Here is a 14,568-nt window from a genome sequence, read left to right on the forward strand (position 1 = left end):
TGACAGGGAAGGTGCAAGCGGTGCTTGCAGTTATCTGTTGACGAAGTCAACCCTTACCTGTCACGAAGTGACGTCTTACCGGCGAACAAAGTGAGCTTCTTACCACGAGAAAAGCGAGTATTTACCTATAAACTTAGTTTGCTCTTACCTGCTACTGAAAGGAGCGAAACCGTGTTTAGAAAAGCTTACTTATTGATAAGAGCTATTCCTAAAACATTATATTTTAATTTTAAATATTTACCTTTTAAGAAGGCTATGAGGCTGCCTATTTTGGTGTCTCATAGGGTTTGGCTTATGGATACTCAAGGAGAAGTGGATATCAAAGAGGATAACCTGACTCCTTTTATGATAAAGTTAGGATTTAATGAAGTAGGAATCTTTGACCAAATGAGAGAGAGAACTGTATGGAATGTAAAGGGTAAAGTTAATTTTAAGGGAACAGCTCTCATAGGACATGGAAGTAAAATTTCTGTAGATCCTAAAGGAACCTTAAACTTGGGAAAAGAACTGATAATTACTGCTGAAAGCTCCATCATTTGTAGAAATGAGATAACTCTTAAGGATGGAGTTATGATATCCTGGGAAACTCAAATTATGGATAGTGATCTTCATTCAATAGTAGATGGAGAAGGAAAAATAGTAAATAGTGATGAAGCAGTAGAAATAGGCGAAAAATCCTGGATTGGCTGTAGATGCTTGGTACTCAAAGGAGTCAAACTAAAGCCAGGAACCATAGTAGCAGCAGGAACTACAGTGTCAAAATCAGTTAACTACATAGATAAAGAGAAATCCTTAATAGGAGGAAATCCTATAGGAATATTAAGGGAGAATGTGGAATTTAGAATTTAGTAGTTTTAAATTACTTTTACTTAATCTACATATTATTACTCACAAGCCGTTTCGAAAGATTGATTTACTAAGGTTCTATTCAAGGAAAAATCTAAAATACAACAACTCGCTTCTCTCGAACAGGTTGTATTTCTTAACGATTTTTACTTTCATATAACCTAAGTAAATTTAATCTTCCTGCAAATGGTTTGCTTCGCAATAATATGTAGATATTTAAAAAGTAATTTTAAAAAACTAAAATTCTAAACACAAAAGGTGTATTATGAAAAAATCATTATTAAAAGATAGAAGAGTAAAAGATTTAGGCTATACACTAGGGGCAAATTTAATAAGTCTAATTTCAGGGGTAGTTATTACCTTTGTAATACCAGCAGTATTACCTATGGAAACAGAATTTGCATATCTCAAGATATTTACACTTTATCTTGGATATTTAGGTTTTTTCCATCTAGGGTTTAATGATGGTATTTATGTTAATTATGGAGACTATGACTATGACACCTTACCAAAAGGAGAGTTTAGATCATATTTTAAATTTCTTTCAATATCTCAGATAATAGTAGCTACGTGCTTAATATTGATCCTTTTACTATTATCCATAGACCCTCAGAGAAAAATAATATATATTTTTCTAGCAATAAATATTGTACTAACTAATATAACGGGATATTTTGATTTTATATCTCAAGTAATAAGAAGGTTTAAGCTATATTCCTTTACAATGATATTAAATAAAATCTTGTATACCATAGGTGTAGTAGTACTTATATTAGGAAGTTATAAGACTGCCAATGTATTAATATTACTTCAGACGGTTATAAATGGAGTTATTTTAATAATATATATGATGAACTATAAGGAAATCACCTTTGGAAAGAGTCAAAGTTTTAAAACTATGAAAACTAAGATATTTAATAATATAAATATGGGCTTTTTCATAATGCTTGGAAACTTTGTAAGTATTTTAATCATAGGTATAGATAGAATATTTATACAAAGATTTTTTACTGATAAACAATTTGCTCTATATTCTTTTGCGGTTCAACTGTTAACTATGGTGTATTTAATTTTAAATGGAATTAGAAGCGTGGTATTTCCATATCTAACAAGAAATGAAGGCAAGAATCTAGATAAGACCTATGAATTTATGAAAACTGTTGTGTTTATACTTTTAGGATATTGTTTATCAGGGTTCTTTATATTTAAGCCAATAGTAGGGTGGATTTTACCTAAGTATGTTCCAGCATTAACTATAGCAGCCATTATTTTTCCGACTATTTTATTAAGTGGGGAGATTAACATAGTAACGCAAAACTTTTATAAAACCTTAAAGCTTAAAAGAGAATATACAAAAAATAGTATAGTGGGAGTAGCTGCAGCGTTAATAACCATAGTTATAGCATTTATCGGGTTTAGGACCATGGAAGCTATAGCAATTTCATCTTTAATATCCTTTATGATTTGGGAGATATATGGAGATATCTTCTTCAGTAAGCATATAGGGGCTAAAACTATAAAGTACACTATTGGAGAAGTATTAGCTATAGGATTATTTTTATCATTAGCCTTTAAAACTACATGGTATATAGGATTTATATTATACATAATTGGATTTACAGTAATAGTAGCATTATTATTTAAAAATGAAATAAAGGCTGGAAAGGCTAAAATTTTTCATAAATCAAGTGATTCCTAGCTACAGATGATGGATATCGGATAAATGTGAAGATAGTGAATAGTTCACTGTAAGTATGTCGCAGGTCACTTATAAGGAGATATATATGAGCGAAAAAATATACGTAAATGGAACCATACTTCATGAAAGACCTACGGGACTTGGAGTATATGCAAAAAACGTAATAAAGGAATTAAAAGGCAAGGAAAACCTAAAGGTTTTTTGTCCTATAGATATAGAGGGCGTAGATGTAATTAAAACTACAGAATATGTAAAGCCTTCCTACAAAAAAAAAGGAGGACTTGTAAGACTTTTATATACTCAATTTGTTATGCCCTTTAAGGTACAGAAGGATGGAATAATATATCATCCCTTTCAGTATCTATGCTTATTTAGTAGAAAAAAACAAATAATTACCATTCATGATTTTATACCGCTACATTATAAAGAGGTAGCAAAGCATCAGTATAAGTATTATAAGTATTTTATGCCCTTCTTATTAAAGAAGGCCTATAAGATAATATGTATATCTGAGAATACAAAAGAAGATTTACTAAAATTCTATAATGTAGATAAAAATAAGGTAGAAGTTATATATAATGGCTATGATGATCAGGTATTTAACACTAATAATATAAAGGAAGAAGTGTTAAAAAAGTATAATATAGATTATCCTTATATAGTTATGGTTGGTGGAGGTTATTTTCATAAGAATCTTCATAGTGCCATAGAAGCCTTTAATAAAATAGAGGACAAAAAGGGGAACAAACTTGTTATCATAGGAAAAACCTCTCCTTATATGGAAAAATTAAAGGAGCAGGTTGATACTTTAGGCTTAAAGGAGCAGGTTATATTTCTTGGATATGTGGGAGATGAGGACTTAAGTACTCTATACAATAAATCAACAGCCTTTTTATATCCAACATTATATGAAGGTTTTGGACTTCCAATTCTAGAAGCTTGGGCATGTAACACCTTGGTGCTATGTTCCAATAATTCCTCATTAAAAGAAATCTCTGGAGAAGGAGCTATAACCTTTAATCCAGAAAATATTCATGAAATAAAAGCAGCTATAGAAAGTGCTTTAAATAGTGAAAATATAGAAGAAGTAAATAAAATGAAGGACACAGGAAGAGAGTTGTTAAAGAATTACTCTTGGAGAAAAACCGCAGAGGAAGTCTATAATCAGCTGAGCTGATTATAAGATGCCTTAATATACAGTAAAGAATTCACTGTGTCTGTGAGAAGGATTCCCTTTAATCATGAGAAGTACTCACCATGCTTGTGGTAAGAATGAAATTCAATTTTATCGACTTTTATTACAAGTAAGGCGGGTACTTCATTATAAGTATATTTAAGTTACTACTGATGAAAGGAGCAAATTATGTATCAAATAATAGCATTATTACAGTTGTTAGTTTTTATATTTATTATGAGAAAATTTGTTAAAGAAAAAGGTCTTGTAATATTAGTGGATCAGGTTAAGATAATGTTCATATTATGGATGGGAGCACTGATACTTTATGATTTTACGCTGAGTAGTTTTTATAAGCCCACCCTTCAGATAAATTTGATAACCATATTTATTTGGGTAAGCTTTTTAATTATGGCAAAATTCATATCCTTGGAGGAAGAGGACGTACATATACTCTTTAATGAGTTTCATGACAAAGATTATTATAAACTTTATGCCTTGGCATCTAACGCTATATTTATAATAGCAGCTTTAACCTTTGCAATTAATGTTAATAAGTATGGGTTAATGATTTTAGAAGAAAATAAAATCAATAAGCAGATGATGGACCACTATGCTGGATATATTGTGTATATGTTAGTGCTATGTGGAGAGGTAAAGTACATATTATTTAGAAATCATAAAAAGTGGATAGATCTTCTAGTATTTATAGGAAGTGTGGGAATACTAGTTTTAACCATGAATAGGGGACCAATAGCATTCTTATTTATAACCATAGGGATTTATGAGGTATTTAGCTTCATTAATATAAAGGAAACTTTATCTAAGAAACAAAAGATTACTATCTATGGAATCTTTATAGCACTTATATTAGCTTTCATATGGTTCTTCGGGTATATAGGAAGTATGAGAATGGAATTTGTACTTAATGAAGTGTATAAGAGAACCTTATGGGAACACTATGGGGTACCAACTTGGATGCCAGAAGGATTTTTATGGATATACATTTATTTGACCAGTACCCTTCAAAATGCCGCTCATGCATTAGCATATCAGGTGACCTCAGGATTTACATTTATGGGAAATCTGTTCTATCCTTTTGTAAAGCTTGTGGCAAATGTACTTGGTCAGGGAGATACCTTCAAGGGCTGGCTTATGAGCCAAGGAGGATATGTACCACATCTAGAGTCAGAGATAGGGCTCAATGCTATGACTTTTATACCAGAAGCCTTTCATGATTTAGGAATAGCTGGTTTCATAATCTACGTATTATTATATGTACTATTAGCATACCTATCTATAAGACTTATAAAAAGTAGAATAGGTTTCTCTTCAATAGGTAAAATTTTAATATACACAAATATAACCAGTATATTACTTTGGAGTATCTTTGTTAACTCCTTCAAAATTCCAATACTTATATTAAATATATTTGGAGTGTTGTTTATAGAGGGAATAATTTATTTGGGGAAACGCAACCAGAGATTACAGTGAATTGCTCACTTTGTTCGCAGAGAAGGGGTTCACTTCGTGAACGGGGAAGGAGTTCGCTTTGCTCACGGGGAAGAGGTTCACTTTGTGAACAGGGAAGGAGTTCGCTTTGCTCACAGAGAAGGGGTTCACTTTGTGAACAGGGAAGTGTTCGCTTTGCTCACGGAGAAGGGGTTCACTTTGTGAACAGAGAAGGAGTTCGCTTTGCTCACGGGGAAGAGATTCACTTTGTGAACAGGGAAGTGTTCGCTTTGCTCACAGGGAAGGGATTCACTTCGTGAACAGGGAAGTGCTCACTTTGTTCGCAGGGAAGGGGTTCACTTCGTGAATAGGGAAGTGTTCGATTTGCTCACAGAGGAGGGATTCACTTCGTGAACAGTGAATTGCAATTTTAAGTTGCAAGGAGATGATTTTTATATAATTGCTTTTGCTATGCAAAAGCTTTTTTCACTAGTTAGGAAGTGAGTGCTTCTTTGCAACCTATGGTTGCAGTTATCTAAGTAAGGTGCTTGGTACTTTATTTAAGGGAGGATTAATTCATGAATGAAAAAGTATCTGTAATACTTTTAAATTATAAAGGGGTGGAAGACACCTTAGAATGTGTAAGGTCCCTGGAAAAATGTAGTTATGATAATTTTGATATAATAATAGTAGAGAATGCATCTCCAGACGATTCCTACGGAAGGTTGAAGGAAAAATTTGGGGGTACCCCAGGGGTGGAACCAAATAAAGTAATTTTATTGAAGTCTGAGGAAAATGGGGGATTTGCTAAGGGGAATAATATAGGAATAGAATATGCATTAGAAAATAGTGCAGATTATATAATGATTTTAAATAACGATACTTTAGTGGAACCAGATTTTATAGAGGAGCTTTTAAAACCCTTTGAGAGAGATGATGCAATAGGAGTAACTACAGGAAAGATATATTATGAAGGGAAGAGAAACACCTTTTGGTTCGCAGGGGGGCAGTTTTTAGAGAATAGATTTTATGGTGCTCATATTGGAGAAGGAGAAGAGGATAGAGGTCAGTATGATAGTGAAAGAGAAATAACCTTCTCCACAGGTTGCCTTATGATGATAAAGGCAGAGGTACTAAAAAAAGTAGGATTACTTCCAGAGGAATACTTTATGTACTATGAGGATGTGGATTTTTGTTTAAAGTTAAGAGAAGCTGGATATAAACTTTGGTTTGCTCCAAGGGCTAAAATATATCATAAGGTAAGTGCATCTACAGGAGGAGAAGCTTCACCTTTTGCTATAGAGTTGAATACTAGAAATAGAATATTATTAATGAAGAAATTTAAACATAAATTGTCAAAGAGTGAATATATGAAGTTGAATAGTTTTTTTTATCTTTCAAGGGTGGCAGTAATAGGAAGGTATTTAGTAAAAGGGGAGAAGGAAAAAGTTAAGGCTACTTTTAGGGGGATAAGGAGCAGTAGGATGTAGAGAAGGAGCTCACGAGGTTCGCGGGGAAGTGCAACTTACGTTGCAGAGAAGGAGTAGCAAGCTACAGGGAAGTACGCCGGGGCGTGGAGAAGGGGCAGCGAGCTGCAGAGAAAGGTTCGCTTTGCTTACAGGGAAGTGCTTACTTTGTTCGCAGTGAATTGTTCACTTTGTTCTCAGAGAAGTATGATGGGGTGTAGAGAAGTGCAATTTATGTTGTAGAGAAAGAGTTTATGGGGTTTGTAGAGAAGGATTTTGTTAGTGAATAGATGAAGGTAATTTATAAGTAGAGATTCAGTTGTGATTTTAAATCATAGCTGGATCTTTTTTTATTTATCAGCAATGTTTTAAGACAAAGATAAATATATAAATATATAAATATAGGAATAAAACCATAAAACCATAAAAAAATACGGATTTATTTTAATGTAGTTCTAAAATCAACAATTATTCTAAACAAGACTAAATATATTTATGAATAAAATTAAAACTTTTTAAAAAATTATTACTAATAGATTAATGAAATAAAATAGTTGTCATAAAAAATAACCATACATGTAAAAAAAGATGCTAATTGGAAAAATATAATAATAAAATATTATTTTACCTCAAAAAGAAGGAATTTGGTATTTTTTATAGAATATACATCTTTATATAAATTTTAGGTATTATGGGAATAAAAATATTGATATATAGAAATGTATGGTGTATAATATGTACAGTAGTTGAAAATAAAAGTAAAATACATAAATATTATACAAAAAATATTATTAATACATAAATGTAAAATAAGATATAGGAATACATTTTTAGTAAAAGTTTATCCAATTTTATGGACAAACTAGAAAATATTTCGTATAATAGGTGTACAATACTTTTTGCACACATAATGTTATATTTTACATATATAAGTAATATATATGGAGTATAGTTAATTATTGATGTATCAATATATATAAACCTATGATACACATAAATATAAATTTAAAATTCAGAAAAAATGGGAGGGAATCAACTTGAATAAGAAAACAAAACAAACTTTAGTCGCTGGATTAGCTGCAACCCTAGGGGCAGGAATAATAGCTCCAGCAGTACAAGCTGCACCAGCGGACGCAAACGCATTATATAAAACTGCTTTTGACGCAGTAGTAGCAGCACAAAGTGCTGGTACTCAAGAAACAATAAACGTAGCTAGAAAGGCTATAACATCACTTCAAGGAACAAGTGCTGCATTCGCAGTAGGAGAATTCTCTAAACAAGTAGATGCAGTTCAACAAAAATTATTTGAAAGATTCATGGGTATATTATTTGACAAAAATCAAAAACCAGTTGATAGCATAACTCAAGCTCAAATCAATGAAGCTAAAGAATTAGTTATCGCTTTTGATACTTATGAAGGAAACAAACCATACACTGCTTCTTGGTCATCAGCTGTTGACAAATATCAACAAGCTAATATAGATGCAGCTAAAAAAGCTGTAGAAGCAGCACAAAAATCAGGAAAGAAAGCTGATATAGAAGCAGCTCAAAAATTAGTAGATGAACTTGTAAAAGTTACAAACAACGATACAGTTAAAAAATACGCTCAAGAATTAAAAGCTATAGTAGATAAATTAGCTGCTGAATTAAAAGTTGAAAGCGTTGAAGCTACAAACCTAAAAGAAGTAGTAATAACTTTCAACAAAGAAGTAGATAAAACAACAGCAGAAGATATGGCTAACTATAAGTTCACACCTGAAAAATCTTCTAATAAAACAAGCTTTACAAAAGCAACAGCTAATTTAAAAGAAGATGGAAGAACTGTAGTTGTTACATTAGAAACTAAAGGAAAAAATCAAGAAGCAGTTGATTTAGTTGTTACTGGAGTAAAAGATGTTGATGGTAAGACTATCGAAAAGACAGAAACAAAATTCACATTCTTTGATAATCAAGCACCAGAAGTAAGTGAGTTAAAAGTAGTTGGACCAAGAACAGTTGAAATAAACTTCTCTGAGCCAATGTTAAAAGCTCCAACAGTTAAATTAGATGGTAATTCTACAACAGTTAAGCATACAGCAGGTTCTAGAAAAATTGTTGTTGATTTTTCAAAAGATCTTAAAGAACAAGAGTATACTTTAACAGTTGAAGGTGGATCAGATTATAATAATTATAAAGTAGATAAGACAGAAAAGAAATTTGACTATAAAAAGAATGAAGAGCCAGTGACAGCTGAAGTTGTAAAAGCTACTCAAGATTATGCAATAGTTAAGTTTAACAGACCTGTAAAAATAAAGACATCTTCAAAAGTAACAGCATATCATTCTTACAATAAGAGTGGAAAATATGAAGGAACTCTTAAAGGTATTGATGGTAAAGATGGATTGAATAACACATATACAAGTGATTATTCAGATACATTTGAATTTGCAGTTAAAAAATCGCCAATGTCAGATAAAGCTGAGCAAAAAATATTTATAAATACAGAAAAAAATGCTTTCGAAGATAGATGGGGAAATGATGTAGACAGTATGGAATTATCAACAGAAGTAAATGTTGATAAAACTGGTCCAAAAATTATAGAAGCTAAGGCAGAAGATAATAAAATAACTCTTAAATTTGACGAAAAAATCGATGAAAAGGATGCTCTTGATAAAGAAAACTATGTATTAAGAGATGAAGCTGGAAAAGAATTAAGTACTAAAAATCATCCATATATAAATAAAGATGGTGAGTTCAATGGACTAGTTAAGATTAGTTACAATAAAGATAAGAGAACAGTAACTTTCGAATTAGACAAAAACTATAAATTTGAAGATGATGACTATATCTTAGAAGTTAGTGGAATAAGAGATGCATCTTATAATGAAAATAAAATGGAACCACAAGATGTAGAGTTATCAATCAATGATACAACCGCTCCAGAGGTTAAAAAAGTATTTTGGTCTAATAACAAAAACAAGATTATAGTAGTATTTAATGAAAAAATGAATCCAGAAGGATTAGAAGATTTAGACAATTATCAATTAAAAAATGGTAATAATGATATTGATTTTAACTCAAATGATTATGCTAGTATAATAGATAGTAGCACAGTAGAAATTGATATAACTAAAAATGATGAAGCTAAAATGGCTACTAGTATAGATATTTCAGGAAACTTTAAAGATAGTTCTGACAACAAAATTGGTGGTGTATTTACAAATAAACCTATAGACGCAGATTATAGTATAGTAGGTTCACAAGGTATCACAGGAGTAGATGGAGATTACTCAGTATTAACATTCGTTCTTAATACAGAAATAAAAGACCTTGACAAAGCGAAAGTTAAACTTGTGGATGCTGAAAGCAAGTTAATTAAAGACATAACTTATAGTAATGACGACAATAGTTCTAAAGTAACAATTACTTTAGATGGTAAATTAAGTACTGGTGCAAAACCATCAGTAGTAATACTAAAAGATGCATTTACTAATAAGTTAGATATTAAAAATAATGAAATTAACGTTTCAACTAAGGACGGAGTAGCTCCAAAAATTAAAAGTATTGATGTACTATCTAAAAACCAATTAAAAATAACATTCACAGAAGATATTATTAATCAATCAGTTGGAACTACAAACTTTGGAGTGGATGGACTTAAAGTTATGAACGTAGTAGACTCTGGAGACGATGCAGTTATACTAACTGTTGATAAGGAGTTAACAAGTAATTTAGATGTAACAGTATATTCTATACTTGATAAAGCATTCAATAAAGCAGAAAATTTAAGAGGTACAATACTAAAAGATGGCTTTGAGTCAGCTATTATAAATGGAAAAATTGAAAGCGGAGACTTCAACAATATTAGTGCTGATGAATTTGCTAAAGTAGGTATTACTGGTGTTAACACAGAAAATTTACAAGCGCTTCGAAATGTGCTAGTAGCGAGTGATAACAGCATAGCTAAAGTTAAAGTTAAAGTAGCACAAGTAAATGACAATGTAGCTATTATTAATGGTGAAAAAGCAACAGCAACAGATTATACTAACGCAGGGATTAAAGGTGTTGACAGTAAAAATGTTACAGAGATAAATGTGTCAGTGAGAATAGCTAAGGGCTTAAAAAAGGATACATTGAATGCTAAAGAAATTCAAAATCTAGTTAATGATGTTGTAGAAAGAAATGAAGCAGAAGCAGAACAAGCAAAACAAGCTTTAGCTACAGAAGCTGCTAGATATGTAGATGTTATGATAAATAAAGGTGTTGCTATAGACGGAGATGTTACAAGCACAATAGCACCTGCAGCAAATACAGGTTTCACAGTTACTGTAAATGTACCTACTAACGATTATCTAACTCAAGGTACTGATGGAAAAATAACTTTAGTTAAGCAAGCAGCAGCTGATGCTATTGATAATGAAGTAACAGTTGAAATTATTGTTACTGATGCTTTAGGAAACAGCAAACCAGTTAGCGTAAAAGTAACAATTGAAAAACAATAATACCCTTAAGGGTAATGAACAAAACATTAACTAACTAAGTTAATAAAATAAAAGCGGAAGAGAACCTAAGTTCTCTTCCATTTTCATTTTTTATGGTAATTCTTTAGGATATTTTTTAAATTATGTATTTCAACACATATCATTCTTAGGCCTTGAAAAAATACTACATTTATGTCAAAATTATATAAATAAGGCAGTTTAGTCTAAAGGAGATGAAATCGTATGAATAAGAAAACTAAAAAAGTAATTAATGGCACTTTGACTACAGCAATGTTGACAAGTATTGCAGTACCAGTACTGGCGGATACTGTTGATTCTAATAAACTTTATGAAGCTGCTTACTATGCAGTTAAGGAGACTCAAATTTATGGGACTCAGGAATCTATTAATATAGCAAGGAAGGCTATTTTGGCTTTAAAGGGAACTGATGCTAGTTTTGCTATTGGGGAATTTTCTAAGCAGGTTGATGGAGTTCAGCAAAAACTTTTTGTGGAGTTTATGAGTATATTGTTTGATGGTAATAATAAGCCCGTTAAGGAAGTAAATCAAAGTAAGATAAATAGGGCTAGAGAGTTGGTTTTAAGTTTTGCAACCTATGATGGCAATGGTCCATATATAGCTTCTTGGTCTACAGCGGTGGATAAGTATCAACAGGATAATATAAATACTGCTACAGGAGCTGTGGAAAAAGCGGAGTTTACTAGTACTGAGGAAAATGTACAGATTGCTAGAGATTTAGTGAATCAGCTTTTGACAGTTAAAAACGATAGTAAGATTAAAGCGTATGCTGAAGTTTTGGAAACTAGACTGGATAAAATAAGCCTAGAATTTAAATTGTTAGAGGTCTCTGCTTCTAATAATAAAGAAATAGAAGTTAGCTTTTCTAGAAAAGTAGATAAGAGGCATGCAGAGGATTTGGCTAATTATAGATTTACTACTAAAGGTCAAGGTAAGTTAATTAATGGACAAGCTACTCTTTTAGAGGATGAAAAAACTGTAAGATTGACCTTGGATAGGGAAGCAAAAACTCAAGAGACCTTTGAGTTAGAAGTATTAAACATTAAAGATTCAAAAGGAAACACTCTTTCAAAAACTAAGAGACAAGGTACCTTCTTTGATTCTCAGGCACCATTATTAGAGGGTATAAAAGCTATTGGACCAAGGGAATTAGAAGTGGAATTTTCTGAGCCTTTAAAGGCTGCACCAAAGGTGACCTTAGATAATGGACAATACTCATCAACAGTGACTCACACCCCAGGTTCAAGGATGGCTACAGTTAGATTTACATCAGATATGTCTGTGAAGGAACATACTGTAACTATTGAAGGCGGATATGATTTTGCTGGATATAAGGTAAGTAAGGTTAATAAAACCTTTACCTATAGCAATAATACTGAGGAAGTTACTGCACAGATACTAGGTGCAGACCAGACAGAGGCTACTATTAAGTTTAATAAACCAGTTAAAATAAATACTAAATCAAAGGTAACAGTATTCCACACTTACAACAATAAAACATCTTATAAAGGAACTATAGATGCCAAAGATCCAGTTAGTGGATATAGTGATACCTATGTACTAAAATTCTCTGCTCCAATGGTAGGTGGAGTTGATAATAAAATATTTATAAACACTGAAAAAGATAGTTTTGAGGATAAGTGGGGAAATGATGTTAAGTCCTTAACCTTAAATACAGAAATTAGCATCGATAAAACAGCTCCTGAGGTTTTAGAGGTTAAGGCAGAAAAAGATAATAAATTAACCGTTAAGTTTAATGAAAAGGTTAGCTCTAAAGATGCTGTTGATAGAGGAAATTATGTTCTTAAAAAATCCAATGGTACAGTGTTAACAAATAAAGAGTATTCCTTCTTAAATAAAGATGGTAAGTTTACTACTTCAGCTAAATTTAGCTATAATAATGACAAGCAGACTGTAACTATAGAATTACCATCGGCTTTAAAGGATGGAGATTTTACTTTAACAGTTAGTGGAATTACAGATGTTTCTTATAATAAAAATAAGATGACAAAGCAAGATATATCATTTAGTGTTGTTGATACTACAGCACCAACTATCTCAAATGTAATAAAAAATGGATCTAAGATAAGAGTTGTATTTAGTGAAGAAATGAAAACCGAGGGATTAGAAGTATTATCTAACTATGAATTAGTAAATAGAAAAACTGAGAAAGCTATTGATTTCCATAAGAATGCAGATATTAGAATCATTGATGGTAGAACAGTAGAAATTGATTTATATGATGATGTAAACTTATCTTCCTATGATATGAAGATAAGGGTAAATGGAAATTTAAAGGATTCAAATGGTATAAAAATAGATGGAATTTATACTGAGTATGATATAGTTGACGACTCTATTAATAAATCTTCTATTTCAGAGGTGTATACCTCTTCTAAAAATGAAGTTTCCCTTGTGATAAATCAACAATTAGATGGAAATTTAAACTCTAATAAGTTTGAGGTTATAGCAGGTGGAAGAAGTAAGGATATAAATTCAATTGACCATATAAATAAAGATGGAAAATGTACATTAACAATAACCTTAGATGAAGATGATGAGTTAGCTACAGATGCTACTCCAGTAGTAAGAGTTAAAGCAGGGGCTTTAACCAATGAGTTTGAAACTTCAAATACCAATGATTTTACAACAGCTCCAGCAGAGGATAGAATAGCTCCAGAGGTTGGGAAAATAGTAAATTCAAAAGATCAAAAATTAGATGATATAAGAAAAATAGCTTCAAATAAAATAGAAATAACTTTTACAGAGGCTATAAATATGGGTTCAGTATCAACTCAAACCTTTGAAGTTGAAGGCTTTAAGGTAATAGCTGTTGCTCCAGGTTCAGGAGATAAATCCATAAAACTAACAGTTCAGCCAATAAGTAATGAAGTGTTAGAATTAGGAATAGGAATAAAACAAAAAAATGCCATAGAAGATAAAGCTCCTAAAGGAAATGTTTTAGTTGATTTCGAAGGTGAAATTTCTTTAATAGGATAAGTAAAAAAATAAAATGACAGGGATATTTGTCCCCGTCATTTTATTTTTTTGCATATTTTTCGCATATTATGATTATCCTACAAAAATTACTTCTATACTAGAATTATGAAAATTCTCTGTAATGACTTACATAAGAAGTGAAGAAACGATTTAAATTTGATTTTAGAAATTCTTCTTTTGAACAGATAAAATTCTCGTAAGCTTGTCAGGACGACAAGCTAGCGAACCTGAGACAGGACGTCGAATGTGAGCGTTAGAGAATTTTAGCTGGGCAAAGGATTAGAATTTCTAAATCAAATTTATGTTTCTAACTCTTATGTAAGCCATGGAAGAGAAATTTCATAATTCATATCTTATTAAAGAGAGAATTAGAATAAAATTAAGAAAAAAGAGAGAATATGTAAAAATATATTTTAATTATGATAATTTTAC

General features: G+C 31.4%; 7 protein-coding genes. All 7 read left to right on the top strand.

Features of this window, described 5'->3' with window-relative positions; genetic code table 11:
• The first annotated feature begins 171 nt into the window (after positions 1-171).
• Entirely contained in the window at positions 172-849 is a 678-nt protein-coding gene (locus tag ACI48Q_RS13460; RefSeq protein WP_474919633.1) for an acyltransferase, read from the top strand.
• A gap of 262 nt (positions 850-1,111) precedes the next feature.
• Positions 1,112-2,545: a lipopolysaccharide biosynthesis protein gene (locus ACI48Q_RS13465; RefSeq protein ID WP_474919634.1), complete on the top strand. Its 1,434-nt coding sequence runs from the start codon at positions 1,112-1,114 to the stop codon at positions 2,543-2,545.
• Between the two features lie 85 nt (positions 2,546-2,630).
• The gene (locus ACI48Q_RS13470; RefSeq protein ID WP_474919635.1) at positions 2,631-3,722 is read left to right on the top strand and encodes a glycosyltransferase family 4 protein; all 1,092 of its coding nucleotides are present in this window, start codon (positions 2,631-2,633) and stop codon (positions 3,720-3,722) included.
• A 186-nt stretch (positions 3,723-3,908) separates the two neighbouring features.
• Positions 3,909-5,213 (top strand): hypothetical protein, encoded by a 1,305-nt coding sequence (locus ACI48Q_RS13475; protein WP_474919636.1) that lies wholly within the window; start codon positions 3,909-3,911, stop codon positions 5,211-5,213.
• Between the two features lie 536 nt (positions 5,214-5,749).
• Positions 5,750-6,661, top strand: a complete 912-nt coding sequence (locus ACI48Q_RS13480) for a glycosyltransferase family 2 protein (protein ID WP_474919637.1) — start codon at positions 5,750-5,752, stop codon at positions 6,659-6,661.
• Between the two features lie 1,013 nt (positions 6,662-7,674).
• Positions 7,675-11,118, top strand: coding sequence for a hypothetical protein (locus tag ACI48Q_RS13485; protein WP_474919638.1), 3,444 nt, complete (start codon positions 7,675-7,677; stop codon positions 11,116-11,118).
• A 222-nt stretch (positions 11,119-11,340) separates the two neighbouring features.
• Positions 11,341-14,136, top strand: coding sequence for a hypothetical protein (locus tag ACI48Q_RS13490; protein WP_474919639.1), 2,796 nt, complete (start codon positions 11,341-11,343; stop codon positions 14,134-14,136).
• Positions 14,137-14,568 lie beyond the last annotated feature (432 nt).

The sequence above is a fragment of the Clostridium sp. LXY-7 genome (genome assembly GCF_056172015.1).